This is a genomic window from Streptomyces sp. NBC_00683 (assembly GCF_036226745.1).
In the GTDB taxonomy this organism is placed as follows: Bacteria; Actinomycetota; Actinomycetes; order Streptomycetales; family Streptomycetaceae; genus Streptomyces.
The window spans coordinates 162,179-179,977 of the sequence record NZ_CP109013.1; the positions used below are offsets into that span (position 1 = coordinate 162,179).

Consider the following 17,799-nt stretch of genomic DNA (forward strand, 5'->3'; position numbering starts at 1 on the left):
GGACACCGATGACGAACCGACAGCACCCGCCGCCACCGGACGCCGTCGTCGTAGGCGCCGGCCTTGCGGGACTGGCCTGCGCACTCGACCTCATCGGCTCCGGCCTCCGCGTCGAATTGCTGGAGGCGTCCGACGGCGTGGGCGGCCGCATGCGCACCGACCGCAAGGACGGCTTCCTGCTGGACCGTGGCTTCCAGGTCTTCAACACGTCCTACCCCCAGGTGAAGAAGCGTCTCGACCTCCGCGCACTGCGCCTGCGGCCGTTCACCCCCGGTCTCATCGCCCGGACGTCCTCCGGGCGGGTGCGGGTCACCGACCCGACCCGTCGGCCGGGGGACGCGGCCCAGCTGCTGCCGGGACGTGTGCTCCCGGCCCGTGACCTCGCCGCTCTCGCCGCGCTCACCGCCCGTGACGTCCTGCTTCCCGCGAAGCGCCTGGGCCGTTTGCGCGACCGCACCGCGTCGGAGGCGCTGGTCCGCGCCGGCCTGTCGCCGCGCGCGGTCGAGGACATCATGCGGCCGTTCCTGTCCGGGGTGTTCCTGGAGGAAGGGCTGGAGACCTCCGCGCGATTCATGCACCTGGTCTGGCGGAGCATGGCGCGCGGCACGCTCTGTCTGCCCGCGTACGGCATCGGCGCCGTGCCGTCACAGCTCGCCGCCGGGCTGCCGGAAGGAGCCGTCCACCTGGAGTCGGCCGTCGCCGAGGTCACGGACTCCGGGGTGCTCCTGGCCGACGGCAGAGAGCGGCAGGCCGCCTCCGTCGTCGTGGCCACCGATTCCGCCACGGCCGCCCGCCTGCTGCCCGGCCTGCCGGTCCCGGACACCCGTACTGTGACGACGTACTACCACGCGGCCGACCGGTCACCGCTGTCCGAACCGACGCTGGTCGTGGACAGCGGCCTGGCCGTCCTGAACAGCTGTGTCCTCACCGAGGTCGCACCCACCTACGCTCCCCCGGGCACGGCTCTGGTGTCGACCTCGGTCCTCGGCGCGGGCCCGCCCGGGGGCGACAAGACGGTCCGCGGGCGGCTGGCCGAGCTGTACGACACGGACACGAGCACCTGGGACACGGTCGCCACCTACACCGTGGAGGGCGCCCTGCCCGCCATGCGGCCTCCTTGGCCGCTGAGCCGTACGACCCGTTTCGCACGGGGACGTTACGTCTGTGGGGACCACCGGGCCACCGGGTCGGTGCAGGGTGCGTTGGCCTCCGGCAGCAGGGCGGCACGTGAGGTGCTGGCCGACCGGGCAGAGGCGCGGACCCCGCGGACGTGACCGGGCGCGTTCAGGGCCGGGTGGACGACGCCGTCGTCGTGGGCGGTGGTGCCGCCGGACTGTGCCTGGCCCACTGGCTCACGAGAACCGGCACGGGAGTGACGCTGGTCGAGGCCCCCGACGGGCCGCTGCGCCCTGCGGAGCGCACCTGGTGCTACTGGGAGGCGGGCACCGGCGAGTTCGAGGAGGCCGTCGTCGCTTCCTGGCAGCGGCTGCGGGTGCGAGGGCCGGACGGCTGCGTCGTCGAGTCCGAGCCCGCGCCACTGCGTTACCGCATGGTGCGCTCGGGCCCCTTCGAACAGCTGGTTCACGCCCGCCTCGCGGCGTCCCCGGCGGCCCGCGTCCTGCGCGCCACCGCCCACGAGGTGCGCGACGCACCGTACGGCGCCGAGGTGCGCTGCACGACTGCAGGCGGCCAACCGCTCACCCTGCGCGGCAGATACGTCTTCGACTCCCGGCCGGTGCGAGCCACGCCTGCCCACCGGACCTTGCTGCTGCAGCACTTCCGGGGCTGGTTCGTGCGCACCACCGTCCCCTGCTTCGAGCCCGAAGTGGCGGACCTCATGGACTTCCGGGTGCCACAGCCCCGCCATGGGCTCGCGTTCGGCTACGTGCTGCCGCTCGCACCGGACCGGGCGCTGGTGGAGTACACGGAGTTCTCCCGTGCCCCCCTCACGACGGCCGCATACGAAGCGGCCCTGCGGCAGTACACCGGGGACGTCCTGCGGCTCAGCCGGTTCGCCGTGGAGTCGGCCGAGCAGGGCGTCATCCCCATGACCGACGCGCGTTTCCCCCGCAGGACCGGCCGCTCCGTCTTCCGTATCGGGGCCGCCGGGGGCGCCACCCGCCCGGCGACCGGCTATACGTTCGCCGCCGTACAGCGCCAGAGCCGGGCCATCGCCACCGCACTGCGCCGCGACCGCCCGGATGTGCCGCCACCGCACGGCCGACGGGCTCTCGCCATGGACGCCGTGCTGCTCCGGGCCCTCGACACCGGGCGAGTGGACGGTCCGCGCTTCTTCACCGACCTCTTCCGCCGCATCCCCATGGAGCGTCTGCTGCGGTTCCTCGACGGCGGGAGCACGCCGTGGGAGGAGTTCGGGATCGGCCTGCGTACGCCCGTGGGCCCGATGCTCCACACCGCGGTCGAACTCCCCTTTCTCGCCCGCCGGACCACCGGCCGATCCGAAGAGAGCCCTCGATGACCCTCCTGCGGGACCACGACCTGGCACGCGCCTTCGATCACGCGTCACTCACGTACGACCGGCTCACCGCCTTGAATCCGGGCTACCGCTCCGACCTCCTCCGCTCGGCGCACCGCCTGCGGCTCCCGCGCGGCGGTAGGGGACTGCGGGTGCTGGATCTCGGCTGTGGAACGGGTGCGTCCACGCGGGCGCTCCTGCGGGCGGCCCCCTATGCACGGATCACGGCGGTCGACGCCTCCGCCGGCATGCTGGAGCAGGCGCGCGCGAAACGCTGGCCCCGGAACGTCCGCTTCCTGCACCGGTCCGCGGAGGAGCTCGCCACCACCGACGACGACGGCTCGTACGACGCCGTCTTCGCCGCCTACCTCTTTCGCAACGTCGCCGAACCCGGCGAGGTCCTCGAAGCCGTGCGCGCCCTCCTGCGTCCCGGCGGCCGTCTGCTGGTCCACGAGTACAGCCTCAGCGGCTCACCCGTGCACCGGGCGGTGTGGAACACGGTCTGCCGGGGTGTCATCGTCCCGGCGGGCACGCTGACCGGCGACCGCGAGCTCTACCGCCATCTGTGGCGCAGCGTCCTCGAGTTCGACACGGCACCTGTCTTCGCACAGCGGATCGCCGGGGCCGGATTCCCCTTCGTGCGGACCGTTCCCGTCGGCGGCTGGCAGACGGGAATCGTCCACGTGTTCCTCGCCCGGAGCGGCGTGGAATCCACCGCGCCCGAGGCGTCGTGAGTGCCCGCGGGCGCCGCCCCGACGCGGCCCGGCACGGACGCGACCGCCGGGCGGAGGTTCTCTTGCCGAATCCGGGACGCGCGCGCTTCACCGGAGACGCGCCTTCGGCCGCGGTGATCGGCGGCGGTATCGCCGGCCTCGCGGCGGCGACCGCACTCGCCGAACGCGGTGTCCGCGTGACTCTCTACGAACAGGGGGAGAGCCTCGGCGGGCGCCTCGCCGGGTGGCCCGTCCGCCTGGCCGACGGGTCCGGGGCGACGATGAGCCGCGGCTTTCACGCCTTCTTCCGCCAGTACTACAACCTGCGCGGACTGCTGCGTCGCACGGATCCCGGGCTCTCGGCGCTCACCCCGCTGCCGGACTACCCGCTCCGGCACCGCAACGGCCTCGCGGACAGTTTCGCCCGCGTGCCGAGGACCCCGCCGTGGAGCGCGCTCGGATTCGTCGCGCTCAGCCCGTCGTTCGGCTGGCGCGACCTCGCGGCGATGAACCCGCGCGAGGCCCTGCCCCTGCTCGATGTGCGGGTCCCCGAGGTGTACGAGCGGTTCGACGGGGTCAGCGCCGAAGACTTCCTGCACCGGATCAACTTCCCCGAAGCGGCCCACCACCTGGCCTTCGAGGTGTTCTCCCGCAGCTTCTTCGCCGACCCGCGCGAACTGTCCGCAGCCGAACTGCTGCTGATGTTCCACATCTACTTCCTCGGATCGTCCGAGGGCCTCCTCTTCGACGTGCCGCGCGAGCCGTTCCCGCAGGCTCTCTGGGAACCGCTGGGCGGCTACCTGCGGCAGCTCGGCGCCGAGGTGCGCACCGGTGCGCCGGTACACCGGGTCCGCCCGGCCGCCGACGGAGACCTGACCGTGGAGACCGACGGGGCGGCCGACCGCCACCAGGCCGTGGTCCTCGCCCTGGACACGCGCGGCCTGCGCCATGTCGTCGGCGCCTCCGAGCAGATGGGGGACGCGTCCTGGCGCGCGGACATCGCAGCCCTGCGGACGGCGCCCCCGTTCCTCGTGTCCCGGCTGTGGCTCGACCGCCCCGTGCGCGAGGACCGTGCGGGGTTCCTCGGCACCAGTGGCTTCGACGGACTCGACAACGTCAGCGTCCTCGACCGCTGGGAGGGCGAATCCGCCCGCTGGGCCGCGCGGACGGGCGGCTCCGTGGTCGAACTGCACGCTTACGCCGTCGACGAGGGCGCCGAGCAGAAGGAGGTCCAGCGTCGGATGCTCGACCGTCTGCGCGAGGTCTATCCCGAGACGGCGGACGCCGAAGTCGTCGACGCCCGCCACGAATGGCGCGCCGACTGCCCCGTCCACTCCGTGGGCGGCTACCACCGCCGGCCGACCGTGCGGACGCCTCATCCTCGCGTCGTGCTGGCGGGCGACCTGGTCCGCACCGGCCTCCCCGTCGCCCTGATGGAGCGTGCCGCGACCTCGGGTTTCCTGGCCGCCAACGCGCTCCTCGCCGACTGGGGCATCCGGGGGCAGGTGCTCTGGACCGTCCCGCGCACCGGGCGCTCCCGGGCACTGCGCGCCCTCGCGGTTCTGGCCGCGCGGCACTGACGCTCAGCCGGGGAAGCGTCCGGTGCTCCGCAGCGACCAGCGGCGCTCGGCGTACGCCAGGTCGTCACGCCAGAGGCGGCCCGCCGTCCGGCGCATGAGCGGCCGGAGTACGGGCGCGGCGGCGCGCGCCAGGGCGAAGCCCCGCCGGTCCGAGGCCGCGACGACGGCCTCGACCACCGCCGTCCGCGGGTTCGTGGCGCCGGGCGCGGTGAGTGGCGTGGCATGGGTCTCCACCACCGATCCGGCGCCCTCGCCGTCAATGATGTGCATGACGACCGTGCGCGGTTCGGGTGCCGTGAACACCGCTCGCACCGGCACCGCCAGCCGGCCTGCGACTTTGAACGCGACATCGACGGCGAACGCGTCGTTGCCGCCGTCCTCGGGAGTGTCCGCCACCTTGAGGCCGACGAAGGCGTACGGGTGGAACCAGGAACCGTGCCAGGGGTCGAGCCGGTTGGCGACCACGTCCTCGGGTTCACACCGGCCCTCCACCGTGAACACCGCGTCCAACGCGTTCACCGGCACCGGCCTCACCGGTACGACCGGGCGCTCCAGCGGGGTCTCGCCCCCGGCCGCATCCAGCCTCACCCAGGCCAGGACCCCGTCGTCGTACACCGGATACGGCTCCCACCCGGCGAACGGCCCGCCGTCCAGGGCCAGACCGTGCCAGTGGCACATCAGCGTGCCGCAGACCACCCGGCTGTCGCGCAGCGGGGCTCCCAGATGGGGGCACTCCCCCGGGCCGGCGCGCAGGGCTCCGTTCTCCGACCGCCACAGGACGACTTCCACCCCGGCGATCGTCCGGCCGTACGGGCGGTTTCGCGCCCCGATCTCCCGGGAGGCTCCGACGACGTACCAGTTGCCCGACGGGCGGGCGGTGGCGCGCTTCAGTGCTCCGGCGATCACGGCGGGTCTCGCCTCGCGCCAGGTCGGTGTCTGCCGCTCCCAGCGGGGGGCGCGCCGCACCCGCAGCGGTGACGTCCACGTCGTCCGGCGGCGCGGGCTGTTCATCGCAGGGAGCCCTCCGCTCCCGCGACCGCGCCCGGCGCCGCGACGGGCGGCCGGGACCGCACCCGTGCGCGCAGGACCCGCGCGAGCCCGCCCGCAGCGGTGGCGGCCCGTCGCCGAAGCGGCACCACGGCACGACGGTGCAGCACCCGGTAGTCGTCATCGGCGACCGCGTCGAGGATCCCCCGGTACAGGACGAACGCCGTGCGGATGCAGGGCCTTACCCGCGGCTCCAGCATGGCGATGCCCGGTTCCGCCTCCTGGTACACGGTGCGGATCATCGCGTCGGCTTCTACCAACGCGGCACGGATGCGCCGGTCGTGGCGCCCGGTGCGACGGCTCCACTCCAGCAGGGGCCGCTCCACGCCATGAGCGGCGAGGAGGTCCGCCGGCAGGTAGACGCGGCCGCGGTCCAGGTCCTCGCCCACATCCCGGAGGAAGTTGGTCAGCTGGAAGGCCACACCGAGAGCCGCCGCGTGCGGAGCCGCCTCCTCACGGGCCACGACCGTTCCGAGCACCGGCAGCATCTGAAGCCCGATCACCGCTGCCGAACCGTGCATGTAGGCACGCAGATCGGCGTACGTCCGATAGTCGGTGACCGTCAGGTCGCTGCGCATGGATGCCAGGAAGTCCGTGAACAGGCCGTGGTTGATGGCGTAGCGCCCGGCGGTGTCCGCGACGGCCCTGACGACGGGCTCCTCTCCGGCTCCTGTACGCAGTCCGTGGGCGAGGTCGCTCTCCAGCAGACGCAGCAGGCGGTCGCGTTCCTCGGGGGGCTGCCTGCGGTCCAGGTCGTCCACGATGTCGTCGGCCCACCGGGCGAAGCCGTACAGCGCGTGCACGGCGCAGCGCCGTTCGACCGGCAGCAGCCGGGTGGCCAGGAAGTACGTCCGCCCGTGCTGCGCGTTGAGCGCCCGGCACCGGGCGTAGGCGGCGCGCAGAGCAGGCCCGATGATCCCTGCGGCATCCAGTTCACGACGGCTCATCAGCTCTGCCCTTCGAGGACGGGAGAGCGACGGCGCACGCCCGTCGCCAGGGGATGCCCCGTGATGCGGGCGGCTGCGAGCTTGCCGCTCACGAGTACGGTCGGCACGCCCACCCCGGGTGTGGTGCCGCAGCCGGCGAGGACGACGTTGTCGTAGCCGCGCACGAGGTTGCGTGGCCGGAAGGGGCCGGTCTGCGCGAAGGTGTGCGACACGGAGAACGGGGTGCCCGCCGCATGGCCCTGAGCCGTCCAGTCCACCGGAGTGACCAGCAGCTCCCGGTCCATGGATGCCTCGAAGCCTTCGAGCCCCCGACGCTCCAGCTCGGCCAGCAGACTGTCCCGGTAGCGCGGCCCCAGGCCGCGCCAGGTGCCCGCCGACGGGCCCGTCGTGGTGTTGGGACACGGGGCCAGCACGTAGTGCAGGTGTCTGCCCTCCGGCGCCAGTGAGGCGTCGTGCGTCGTCGGGCGGGTGATGAGCAGCGACGGGTCGCTCATCACCCGCCCGCTCCGGGTGAGTTCGTCGAACGTGCTTTCCCAGGCGGCGCCGAAGGAGAGGGTATGGTGCGCCAGTTCCGGCCAGGTACGGTCCGTGCCGGCGTGCAGGATCACGGCCGACGGCGCGTGGCGCAGAGGCACGGGACGTCGCGGCGCGCGGCCCAGCAGCCGGTGGGCGACGGGGAGATCAGGAGTCAGGACGAGAGCGTCGCAGGGGATGCGCTCGCCCGACGCCAGCAGTACGGCCCGAACCCGGCCGGCCGCCTTCTCCAGCCCGGTCACCTCGGCCGACCAACGGAACTCCCCTCCCGCGTCGGCGGCGGCGTCCGCCATTGCCCGGGGCAGTGCGTACATGCCTCCCTTCGGGAACCAGACGCCCGCGACCGTGTCCATGTAGGCGATGACGGCGTAGGCGGCGAGGGCTCGGGCCGGGGTGACTCCCGCGTACAGCGCCTGGAAGGAGAACACCCGGCGCAGTCGTGGGTCCGAGAGGAACCTTCCGATCTGCGGATCGAGTCGGCCGAAGCCCCCCAGGACCGCCAGCCGTGCCAGGTCCGGGTGCAGAAGCCGGAAGGGCGAGTCGAAGTTGGTGTCGATGAAGCGGCGCATCTGTGCCTGGTACAGCTTCTCCAGCCAACTGCGCAGCCGGCGGTACCCCGCGGCCTCCGCAGCCCCGGCGAAGCGCCGTACCTCGGCCTCCATGGCGTCACCGTCCGTGTGGACGTCCAGCGCGCTGCCGTCCGCGAAGCGGGCACGGTAGGCCGGGTGCAGCGGAACCAGCTCCACCCGGCTGCGGAGACTGTCCCCGACTGCGGCGAAGGCCTCGTCGGCCAGGTGCGGCATGGTCAGCACGGTGGGGCCGGTGTCGACCCGGTAGCCGCCGAGTTCCAGCCGTCCCGCACGGCCTCCCGGCCCCGCGTCCCGTTCGACGACGGTCACCCGGCGGCCCGCGCCGAGCAGGTGAAGGGCGGCGGCGAGGCCGGACAGGCCGGCGCCGACCACGACCACGTGGTCGGTGGGGGCGGGGATCGTCTTCATTCGCCCTCCCCGTTCCGGACACGGGCGGTGCCCACGGCCCTGGCCACCAACGCGGCGAACTCCCGCCGGGCACGGGCATCCGCTCCGACAGCCGCGAAGTGGCGCAGGCTCGACTCCGCGAGGCCGGCGATCTCCTGCTCCACCACAGCCCGCGCGCCCGTACGTTCCAGAGCGGCGCGCATCCGCTCGACCGTTCCTCCGCCGGACGCGGCGTCCTCGGGGCCGAGTACGGCCAGGGCCTCCGTGTCGCCCGATTCGGCGGCGAGCCGGAGAGCGACCGCGAGGAGGTAGGTGAGCTTGCGTGCCCGCAGGTCCTCTGCCGCGGGCTTCCCCGTGACGGCCGGGTCCCCGAACGCGCCCAGCAGGTCGTCGCGGAGCTGGAAGGCGAGTCCCGCGCACCGTCCGGCGGACCGCAGCTGGTCGAGGGCACGGGCATCGGCCCCGGCCAGGGACGCGCCGAGGGCGAGCGGCCGCTCCACGGTGTAGAGCGCGCTCTTGAGGGTCGCGATGTTCCTGGCCTGGGCGGGGTCGGCGGACCCGGTCGCCTGCGCCCGCATGTCCAGGTACTGCCCTGCGACCATCTCGCAGCGCATCGCCTGCCACTCCTTGTGCAGCTCCTCGCCGTACGGGGAGTCCAGTGCGGTCTCGGTGAGCAGATCGTCGGCCCAGGCCAGGGCCAGGTCTCCGGCGAGCACCGCGGCGGTGGCCGAGTAGGACGCGGCGGAACCGCGCATGTGGGCCGCCCGGTGCGTGTGTGCGAAGTCCGCGTGCACGGCGGGCGCGCCCCGGCGTACCGGCGATTCGTCCATCACGTCGTCGTGCACCAGTGCGCAGGCCTGCAGCAGTTCCAGGGCGGCACCGATGCGCAGCGGTGCCCCGGGGTCGCCGGTTCCCCCGGCGGCCAGCCACCCGCACCGGACGAAAGCCGTCCGCAGCCGCTTGCCGCCGTGCAGGACGAACGCGGCGACCCGGGAGGCCACTTCCTCGGCGAACACCGCGTCCACCCGCCGGGCCTCCCGCAGCCTGGCCTGCAGATACTCAGCAAGGACGGCGTCGACGGGCAAGGCCGCCTCCCCGGCTGTGTGCGGGCCCTGCTCTCGGCCCGCCTGGGGGCCCGTGTCCCCGCCGGAGTCCGCCCGGGTGCCGGTGCCTGCGCCGGGTCCCGGGTGGGGGCCCGTCCCTCCGCCGACCCCTGTCCGCGTGGCCCGTGGACCGAGCATGGAATGCCCCTTTCGCTCGGTTGTCCGCCTGGTACGTCCACCGGTTTCTTCCGGCCGCGAAGATCGCGGATGCCCCTATGCCTGCCCGGCGCACGGCCCGGTCGGAGCGAAGTTCACCCGGACGGCGCGGAATCCGATCAGGACAGCCCTGCACACGCCTGCACGACGGTGACGGACCGTCGGCCGTGCCGAACAGATCCTCACCGTCCGCCCCTCTGGACCGGTGCGATTGCAACGCTGCTTCAGGGCACCGGGCAGCCGGCGGCTGGCCTCCAGCACGGCGAGAGGTTCGGCTTCCCGCTCTGCGACAGAGGTGTTCGATGTCGGCCGCCTGCCGGGAACGCAGGAACGCACGGGGATGAACGCGCCTGACTCGCGGTGCTCGGCAATGCCGCCTTGACCTGAAGCTTGATTGAGGTCCTACTGTCACGTCGCGTTGATCAGCGCCCGATGACAGGAGAACACTTCATGATCCTCGTGACCGGAGCCACCGGAAATATTGGAAGCGCCCTCTTGCAAGAACTCCAGGCGGCCGGAGCCGGTCCGCTGAGAGGGCTCACCCGTGACATTGCACGGGCCGCGTTCCCGGAAGGGGTTGAAGCCGTTGCGGGTGACTTCGCCGACACAGCCTCACTGAAGCCCGCATTGAACGGAGTCCGATCGCTGTTCCTCGTGTCACGCATGGGGTCTGACGCCGAGATCATCGAGGCGGCCCGACGAGCAGGTGTGGAACACGTAGTGCTGGTCTCATCCATTACCGTCCAGACCCACCCGCATCTGGGCCCCGCCGGTGAGAACCTTGCTGTCGAGCAGCTGCTGCAGGGCAGCGGCATGACGTGGACGATCCTGCGGCCGACACAGTTCGCCTCGAATGCCCTGTGGTGGGCGGGAACGATCCGCGGGCACGAAACGGTGCGCGTGCCCTATGCGGACATCGGTCTCCCCACGATCCACCCGGCGGACATCGCATCGGTGGCCCGGGTGGCACTGACCGAGTCCGGCCACCAGGAGCGGACGTACGCACTGACTGGTCCGGAGAGGGTCACGGCCCGGCAGCAGGTCGGGGCCATCGCGACAGCACTGGGGCGGAACGTGCCGTTCGCCGAGATCAGCCGGCAGGCAGCCCATCGCCAGATGGCTGCCTTCCTCGGCAACGAGGCCGCTGACGCGGTGCTGGACCTGACAGGTGGCGACGTCAACGACGAGCTGCTCATGGTGCGTGACACCGTTTCCCAGATCACCGGAGCCCCGGCCAGGACGTTTCAGCAGTGGGCCTCGGACAATGCCTCCGCCTTCCGCTGAGCCGCCGCCCGGTCCTGAGCCCGTTCATGGGTCCCTGACCTCGCCAACATCGAAGCCACACTCAGTTGCTGGTGCCCGGGCTTGGAGGCCTTGCGCCCGTCGGTGAGGGCTTCGAGGAGTTCAGCCGATTTGCGGCCGTCGGCAGCGACCGAGGTAGCGGATGCCTTCCCCTTCCGGTCCGCCGCCGGTGCCTTTGAGCGTTCACGGGGCAAGAACACGACCATGCCGATCCACCGACGTCAACGGGCTGTGACCTCGGGCCAGGTATCACGGCCAGCCAGGTCGAGGATCAGACCTGCAATGTTCCATGCGTCGTCCTCGCCGCAGTGGTGACGCCCTTCCAGCGGTAGTCCGGCAATCGCCAGGGCCTGGGCCATTCCGGGGCGCTTTCGCAATCCATGGGCCTCGGTAAAGACTGCCTTGGCATTGGCGTGCCGACGTCCGAACGGGTACGCGGTGTCGGTGGCCTGGCACTGACGCGTGAACTGGTGACGGTCGTAGTCACCCCAGCTCGCCCACGGACGCACCCCGGCCTGGTGGTCGGCCGCCAGCAGTCGACAGGCTTCGCCGAAACTCATGCCTGTATCCACTTCGGCCTGACCCAGCCCGGTCAGTTCAGTACAGAAGGAGCTGACGGCCGACCGCACGGGCCGCACCAGAATGCGATGCCGTCCGACACGCTCATTCCTGCCGAGGTCAACAACCGTCAGCCCGATCTCAATGATCTCGCTGACCGCACCGGGCGGCGGCTCACCCTCCCAGCACGTCGCCTCAACATCGATGACGTTCAACAGTCCCCCAGCACACTCCATGCGAACGAGTATGAAGGAAGGGGCCTACCGGTCCCCCTGATTTCTACGGCAACCAAGCCCATGCGAAGCCCCGTTCACTCGTCGAGCAGGCCGGCCTGTGACGGTAGATCATCACGATGACGTCGAACCGGCGTTCGGCGGCGTGGCACCCGGTACTCTCTGGCGACATTGCAACGGGGAGGGATTGAGGTCGTGAGAGTAGTACGGCAAGGACTTGTCGCCGCCGGTGCGGTGATGAGTATGGGCGTGGCTCTGCTGTGCGGATGCGGGGAGCGGCCCGCGGTGGAACCACGAGAGAGCAGCGCGGGTGTCGGACCGGCGTATGGGGGCCTCTCGAAGATGCTGTCCTTCCGCTACGTGGGGGACTCCGGCGAGGACGAGACGATCAACCAGATGATGGTCATCCAGAACGCGTCAGCAGGCTCGCTTGTCCCGGTGTTGTCCTTCAGTGCGCTGGACAAGAAGCGCCGAGTCCTGCCGGACGTCAAGGTGAGCACGGTGTACGGCAGTGATCGCGGCAATCTGGTGGTGCCGCAGGGGCAGTACTTCGATGTACTGAGGTTCTCCGGTTCTGGTGTGCCTGATGTGGCAGACGTCCGAGTGACGGTGAAGAGCGTGGCCCTCACCCGTCTTTCCTCGGGGCAGGGTGACTTGAGCGTCACGACTCAAGCGCTGGATGCGGACGGCGCCGAGATCAGCAGGTTCGAGCGCTTCTCCAAAGTGGAGATCACCAACGACAACGACTTCCCGGTGTTCGTACGGGTCGTCTACATCCTGTGGGATCAGCCGGACGAAGGTGAGACCCAGCAAGCCGTCGAGGTCACACCGGTAGGTGGCCTGACGGAGGTGCCGGCAAGCGGTACTGCGGTGCTCGATGTGACCGGAAAGGCGAAAGCCGCAGTGGAACGCCATTCCGGCGGTCCCGCGGTAAGCATCAAGGCCTACTACTCACAGTAGCCCCCGTGGCGGGGTACGACCTCGTGGTTGGTTCGCGTTGACACGCCGAGGCCTCGGTCGGCGCATCGCGCATGAGCTCCGGCAGCAGGGCGGCGCTCAGCGGGGCCGATTGCCGACGGTCACCACAAGCGTACGGTCGACGCTCCGGGACCCGAAGGACGCTCCGCGCACGGCTGGCAGAGGGAAGGTGTGCCTGGGCCGATGAGTTTCTGGGGCGGGACCGGTCTGTACAGGTATGAAGACCTACACGCTTGAGACAGCCGGCGCGGACCTCGTCTACGACGTTCGTGGGCCCTTGCCGACCGACGGCGGGCGCCCGCCGCTGCTCATGATCGGTCAGCCCATGGACGCCACCGGTTTCGCCGCGCTCGCGGCACGCTTCCCGGAGCGGACCGTTGCCACGTATGACCCGCGCGGACTCGGTCGCAGTATCCGCAAGGACGGACGGGTCGACCACACCCCGGAAGTCCAGGCCGATGACGTACACGCCGTCATCGAGGCGCTCGGGGCCGGGCCGGTGGAGATGTTCGCCAGCAGTGGCGGCGCGGTCACCGCCCTCGCTGTCGTGGCGAAGTACCCCGGTGATGTGACCACCCTGGTCGCTCATGAACCGCCGCTTATCACCCTCACCCCGGACGGCCCGGCGGCCGTGCGGGCGCGGGCTCGTGTCCGGGATGCCTACGAGAAGCGTGGCTGGGGGGCCGGAATGGCTGCGTTCGTGGCCATGACCTCCTGGGAGGGCGAGTTCACCGACGCGTACTTCGCGCAGCCCGATGCCGATCCCGCCGCGTTCGGCATGCCCACCGATGATGACGGCTCGCGCGACAATCCGCTGCTCTCCGACCGGTCGTGGGCGATCAGCAGCTACCGTCCGGACGTCGACGCGATCGCGAGGGCCGCGACCCGCGTGGTGATCGCCCTGGGCGAGGAGTCCAAGGACGTGGAGACCGGGCGTACCTCTGTCGCGACCGCCGAACTGCTCAACCTGGGGGTGACCGTGTTCCCGAGCCATCACGGCGGATTCCTGGACGGTGAGTTCGGCTATCCAGGAAAGCCGGACGAGTTCGGACAGCGGCTGCGTGAGGTTCTTGACGGCGCCTCGTAGCACCACGGTTGGGCGAGTGGTTCCGGATACCGCTGCGCTCACAGCGCCGAGCCACATCGGCGCCACTCGTCCACGGCTCACGCGCGTGGTTGCCGCCGCTCGGAACCGGTGTCAGGGTCTGGTCGGCCTCACCGGCGTGCACCGGCCGGATCAGCCACTTCTCCGTCTGCTCGGGGCACGGCGCCGGAGCCGGGTCCGAACCCCCTGACGATCAGCCACCCGGCCAGCCCCAGCTCCCAGGCGAACACCGGGAGCGCGGCGACCGACCCCGCCACGGAGAGCTGCGCGTAGACCCCGAACATCACGGCGACGGCCGAGGCGCAGATCAGCGGCCCACCGATCAAACCGAGCAGGGCGATGAAGCGCGGTACGAGCCGTGCGCGGTACGCCAGGTACGCAAGCAGGACGGTGTTGAGGCCGAGGGCGATGTTGGGCCCGAGCAGGAACGTCCAGTCGTGCACGGCGGCCAGCGCAACGTCGGCGCCGGCGGCCGTCCCCGCGTCCCGTCGCAGGGTGACGAGCGCCAGCACGGCGACGATTCCGAGGGCGATGACGGCCGCCTCCAGCAGCCGCCCGAAGGCGTACCCGAGCGCGAGCCCCTCGCCGTGGCGCCGTAGGACCGGGAACAGTGCCGCCCCGGTACCGGCGACCGCCACCACCAGCACCACCTCGCAGAGCACCCCGAGCAGCGCCTGCGTGTCGGCGCCCTGCGCGAGCCGGCCGTCCGCCGCGCCCAGCAGGGGGCGGTACAGGACCGCGCCGGCTATCGCGGCGACCTCGGTCAGCAGGAACAGCGACCCGGCGGCCACCGCGGTTCTTCGGTCCGGACTCATCTTCTCGGTACCCCTAGCTCGATGATGGTGTACGCCGTACACCTGGCAGGAACCATAGGTGTACGGCGTACACTCGTCAAGGAGAGGGCGTTCGAGGATGGAAGGGGCCGGACCGGAATGACCCGGCAGGAAGCAACGCACACGCAACGGACTCCGCTGAACCGGGATCGCGTCCTGCGCGCCGCCGTCGCGCTCGCCGACGCCTCCGGCATCGACGCGCTCAGCATGCGCAGGCTCGCGCAGGACTTGGACGTCGTACCGATGGCCCTGTACAAGCACGTGGCCAACAAGGAGGAGTTGCTCGACGGCATGGCCGACGCGGTCGTCGGCGAGATCGACCCGCCGGCAGCGGGCCCCGACTGGCAGCGCGTGGTCCGCGGCCGGATCCTCTCGGCCCGCCGGGTCCTGCTGCGCCATCCCTGGGCGGTCCGGGTCATCGAGTCCCGGACCGGCCCCACCCCGGCCGTGCTGGCGTATCTGGACTCGATGGCCGGGGCCTTCCGGGACGGCGGCCTCTCCGCGGACCTCACGCACCACGTCATGCACGCAATGGGCAGCCGCCTGCTCGGCTTCAGCCAGGAACTGTTCGACACCTCGGGCCCCTCCGGCCCGCCGGACCCCGCGCTGGCTGAGCACTACCCGCACATCGCGGAACTGGCCGCGACGGCCGCACACGACGGGGGCTCCACGGTCGGTGGCGGCTGCGACGACCAGTTAGAGTTCGAATTCGCCCTGGACCTCCTCCTGGACGGCTTCGAAAGCCTCCGCCGCCAGGGCTGGACGTCCGCGCGGAAGACGTAGCAGGTCAGGCGCCGGGGGCCTCTGGATCTCATCAAACTCGTCGAGTCATTGGCCCTCGGTTTCAGTCACACCCTGGTCAGTGAAGTTGCCGCAACAACATCTACCTTCAGGTGACGGCTCGAGCACTTGTTACGAACTTCCCCCGACGAAACTGTGCGGGCGGTACTTTGGCGCCCGTTGATCCAAAACTCGTTCAGGGGGCAATGAGTCATGCGTAGGGCCGTCAAGTTCAGAGCCGTCGTAGTCGCGGCCGTCGCCATCGCCGCGCTGGGAGTCACCTACACGGCAGCCACTGCGACCGCTTCCCAGTCGGCCGCCGCCGCAACCCCGGGTGATGTCTACAAGGCCACAGCGGTGCACTCGATCGGCACGACCAACGCTCAGGTAGTCGCTTTGTCACTTCCGGCAGGGACCTACACCGTGACCGGCTCCGCCCACTTGATCTACGCGGACAAGGCGAGCTGCTACGTGACAGGCGGCCCCACCATGACAACACCTCGTGGCAGTGGCTACAACGAGGCATCGTTGAGTGCCACGGGAGTGGTGACCCTGGCCGCGGCCGACAAGGTTCAGTTGATGTGCAGCAGCGAGAAAGTACTTCCCGCGCCGCAGGACCCGGCCGCCAACGGCACCCTAGTAGCCACAAGAGCCGCCTCCTACCAGAACCAGGGAACAGGCGCCTCGTAACTCGCCCCTTCGGCGGGCCGGCCTCGACGTCTTGTGCGCGGGGTCGTCCTGCTTTCCCGCTTGTACCGCGTGGCCAGGGAAGTCCGCCAGCGGAACGCGCGTTCTACCCCACAACCACCGACTCAACTGCCGCTAGTGGCGGGTGGCTCCTTCAAGTCAAGAACTTGTTGGTAAAGCTGACGAGCGCGTTCGTGGTTCCCGGCGTCGCGTTCCACGTCGGCCCAGTACAGGAGTGCATCGCCCCTCTGCTCAGCTGAGCCGTCGGCCTCGGTGCTCTGCTGAAGCAGCCTGCGCGCCTCCTCCAGATTCCCGGCCCACACCTCCAGAACGGCCAGGTTCCACGACGCTGCCATGACAATGCCCCACTGGCCGGTATCGATCGCCTGGCCAAGGAGGCTGCGGGCGTCCTCGACGTTTCCCGCATCTCTTTCCAGCAGCCCCCAGCAGTTGAGCGCCCAGCTCTTGTGCCAGAGAGGGCCGGATGCAACGACTTCCTGGTACAGCCTGCGCCCCTCGTCCAGATTCCCGGCCTGCGTCTCGTGCCAGCCCAAGCCGTTGCGTGCGTCGGCCGTCTGCTCAGCGGTGCCGCCAGCCTCGATGGCCTGGTGGAACAACTTGCGCCCCACGTCCAGACTCCCTGCGTCCATCTCCAGATTCGCCAGGCGGAGCAGCGCGTTGACATGGCGGAGGACCTCCGGTTTGCCCTCGCGCTGATTCGGACGCCCCCGGTCGGCTGCGTCCCCGGTGTCCGCCTCCGGCTCTGTCTCGGTCTCGGTCTGTGTCTCGGTCTCTGTCTCCGGGGTAGCGGTGTCGTCCCGCGTCGGAGGGTTGATGTCTCGCTCGGCGATCATTGTGGCGAGGGTGGGCGGCAGCCACGAGATTCCCGTCTCCTCCGGGATGACCACCTGGTCGAGGATCTGTTCCACGGTCGGACGTCGCGAGGCGTCCTTGGCCAGGCAGTCCGCCACCAACGAGGCCAGGGCCGCAGGCAGCCCCGACAGGTCTGGACGCTCGTGCACCACCCGGTAGTTCACCGAGTGCGGGAGGCCCGCTCCGAAAGGGAGGCGGCCGGTCGCCGCGTAGGCGATCACGACGCCGAGAGAGAACACGTCCGAGGCCGGCCCGGCTCGATTTCCCAGAAGGTGCTCCGGAGCCATGAACCCGGGCGTCCCGATGGCCATTCCTGTGCCGGTGAGGTGTGTGTCTTCCACCGCCCGGGCAATGCCGAAATCAATCAGCCGGGGGCCGTCGGCTGCCAGCAGGACGTTGGCCGGCTTCAGGTCACGGTGCAACGTCTCGCGGCTGTGTACGGCGGCCAGCCCTTCCGCAAGCCCGGCAGTCAACAGCCCCAACGCACGCTCCGGCAGCGGGCCGTTTTGCCCGACGGCCTGTTGCAACGAGGGGCCGGGAATGTACGCGGTGGCCATCCACGGCGGATCGGCGGAAGGGTCGGCGTCCACGACGTGTGCGGTGTAGAAGCCGCCGACCCGCTGTGCGGCCGCTACTTCGCGCGCGAAACGCCGTCGGAAGCCGGCGCCCATTGCCAGCTCCGGCCGCACCACTTTCACCGCCACCAGCCGACTACCGCGGGAACGGCCCAGAAACACCTGCCCCATCCCGCCCCCACCCAGCCTCTTCAGCAACCGGTACGGCCCGACCACCCGCGGATCCCCGGCCTGCAACTCCTCCACGCTGCCCCCCTTCGAGCGAAGAACTCCGCGCCCTACCCGCAGATCGCGAAACCCTCGTAGCCCCATGCCCCATTACTGTGCTGAAACCTCTACCCC

At 70.8% G+C, this 17,799-nt stretch carries 16 protein-coding genes; 9 read left to right on the top strand and 7 right to left on the bottom strand.

Annotated features, from left to right (window positions below):
- Positions 1-8: 8 nt before the first annotated feature.
- The 4 genes from OG257_RS00865 to OG257_RS00880 are packed head-to-tail and all read left to right on the top strand — an operon-like array spanning position 9 to position 4,769.
- Positions 9-1,274 carry an NAD(P)/FAD-dependent oxidoreductase gene (locus tag OG257_RS00865; RefSeq protein WP_329204065.1) on the top strand — a complete coding sequence of 422 codons (1,266 nt, stop codon included), beginning with the start codon at positions 9-11 and terminating at the stop codon, positions 1,272-1,274.
- Positions 1,271-2,479 carry a lycopene cyclase family protein gene (locus tag OG257_RS00870; RefSeq protein ID WP_329204066.1) on the top strand — a complete coding sequence of 403 codons (1,209 nt, stop codon included), beginning with the start codon at positions 1,271-1,273 and terminating at the stop codon, positions 2,477-2,479. The genes OG257_RS00865 and OG257_RS00870 overlap by 4 nt, the downstream gene beginning before the upstream one ends.
- Positions 2,476-3,210, top strand: coding sequence for a class I SAM-dependent methyltransferase (locus OG257_RS00875; protein ID WP_329204067.1), 735 nt, complete (start codon positions 2,476-2,478; stop codon positions 3,208-3,210). Before OG257_RS00870 ends, OG257_RS00875 begins: the two co-directional genes overlap by 4 nt.
- Complete coding sequence (locus OG257_RS00880) at positions 3,207-4,769, top strand: FAD-dependent oxidoreductase (RefSeq protein ID WP_329204068.1); 1,563 nt, start codon at positions 3,207-3,209, stop codon at positions 4,767-4,769. The genes OG257_RS00875 and OG257_RS00880 overlap by 4 nt, the downstream gene beginning before the upstream one ends.
- Positions 4,770-4,772: 3 nt before the next feature.
- Here the strand turns inward: OG257_RS00880 and OG257_RS00885 are convergent, their stop codons facing one another.
- Genes OG257_RS00885 through OG257_RS00900 form a run of 4 tightly spaced genes read right to left on the bottom strand, consistent with a single transcriptional unit; the run spans position 4,773 to position 9,515 of the window.
- The gene (locus tag OG257_RS00885) at positions 4,773-5,780 is read right to left on the bottom strand and encodes a DUF5914 domain-containing protein (protein ID WP_329204069.1); all 1,008 of its coding nucleotides are present in this window, start codon (positions 5,778-5,780) and stop codon (positions 4,773-4,775) included.
- Positions 5,777-6,763: a phytoene/squalene synthase family protein gene (locus OG257_RS00890; protein WP_329204070.1), complete on the bottom strand. Its 987-nt coding sequence runs from the start codon at positions 6,761-6,763 to the stop codon at positions 5,777-5,779. The genes OG257_RS00885 and OG257_RS00890 overlap by 4 nt, the downstream gene beginning before the upstream one ends.
- Positions 6,763-8,295 (bottom strand): phytoene desaturase family protein, encoded by a 1,533-nt coding sequence (gene crtI / locus OG257_RS00895; protein ID WP_329204071.1) that lies wholly within the window; start codon positions 8,293-8,295, stop codon positions 6,763-6,765. Before crtI ends, OG257_RS00890 begins: the two co-directional genes overlap by 1 nt.
- Positions 8,292-9,515, bottom strand: coding sequence for a polyprenyl synthetase family protein (locus tag OG257_RS00900; protein WP_329204072.1), 1,224 nt, complete (start codon positions 9,513-9,515; stop codon positions 8,292-8,294). The genes crtI and OG257_RS00900 overlap by 4 nt, the downstream gene beginning before the upstream one ends.
- Before the next feature lie 468 nt (positions 9,516-9,983).
- On the opposite strand from OG257_RS00900, the gene OG257_RS00905 reads away from it, so the two are divergent.
- Positions 9,984-10,817, top strand: a complete 834-nt coding sequence (locus OG257_RS00905) for an SDR family oxidoreductase (RefSeq protein ID WP_329204073.1) — start codon at positions 9,984-9,986, stop codon at positions 10,815-10,817.
- A gap of 239 nt (positions 10,818-11,056) precedes the next feature.
- On the opposite strand, the gene OG257_RS00910 is transcribed toward OG257_RS00905, so the two are convergent.
- Positions 11,057-11,629, bottom strand: a complete 573-nt coding sequence (locus OG257_RS00910; protein ID WP_329204074.1) for a 3'-5' exonuclease — start codon at positions 11,627-11,629, stop codon at positions 11,057-11,059.
- Between the two features lie 339 nt (positions 11,630-11,968).
- On the opposite strand from OG257_RS00910, the gene OG257_RS00915 reads away from it, so the two are divergent.
- On the top strand, positions 11,969-12,586 hold the full coding sequence (locus tag OG257_RS00915) for a hypothetical protein (protein WP_329204075.1): 618 nt from the start codon (positions 11,969-11,971) through the stop codon (positions 12,584-12,586).
- Positions 12,587-12,821: 235 nt separating this feature from the next.
- Positions 12,822-13,691 carry an alpha/beta fold hydrolase gene (locus tag OG257_RS00920; protein ID WP_329204076.1) on the top strand — a complete coding sequence of 290 codons (870 nt, stop codon included), beginning with the start codon at positions 12,822-12,824 and terminating at the stop codon, positions 13,689-13,691.
- 128 nt (positions 13,692-13,819) lie between these two features.
- Here OG257_RS00920 and OG257_RS00925 read toward each other — a convergent pair whose 3' ends face one another.
- Entirely contained in the window at positions 13,820-14,524 is a 705-nt protein-coding gene (locus OG257_RS00925; RefSeq protein ID WP_329204077.1) for a DUF4386 domain-containing protein, read from the bottom strand.
- 117 nt (positions 14,525-14,641) lie between these two features.
- On the opposite strand from OG257_RS00925, the gene OG257_RS00930 reads away from it, so the two are divergent.
- Both OG257_RS00930 and OG257_RS00935 read left to right on the top strand, forming a co-directional pair.
- Complete coding sequence (locus OG257_RS00930; protein WP_329204078.1) at positions 14,642-15,325, top strand: TetR/AcrR family transcriptional regulator C-terminal domain-containing protein; 684 nt, start codon at positions 14,642-14,644, stop codon at positions 15,323-15,325.
- A 210-nt stretch (positions 15,326-15,535) separates the two neighbouring features.
- Complete coding sequence (locus tag OG257_RS00935) at positions 15,536-16,012, top strand: hypothetical protein (RefSeq protein ID WP_329204079.1); 477 nt, start codon at positions 15,536-15,538, stop codon at positions 16,010-16,012.
- Positions 16,013-16,134: 122 nt separating this feature from the next.
- On the opposite strand, the gene OG257_RS00940 is transcribed toward OG257_RS00935, so the two are convergent.
- Positions 16,135-17,703, bottom strand: a complete 1,569-nt coding sequence (locus tag OG257_RS00940; protein ID WP_329204080.1) for a serine/threonine-protein kinase — start codon at positions 17,701-17,703, stop codon at positions 16,135-16,137.
- Between the last annotated feature and the right edge of the window lie 96 nt (positions 17,704-17,799).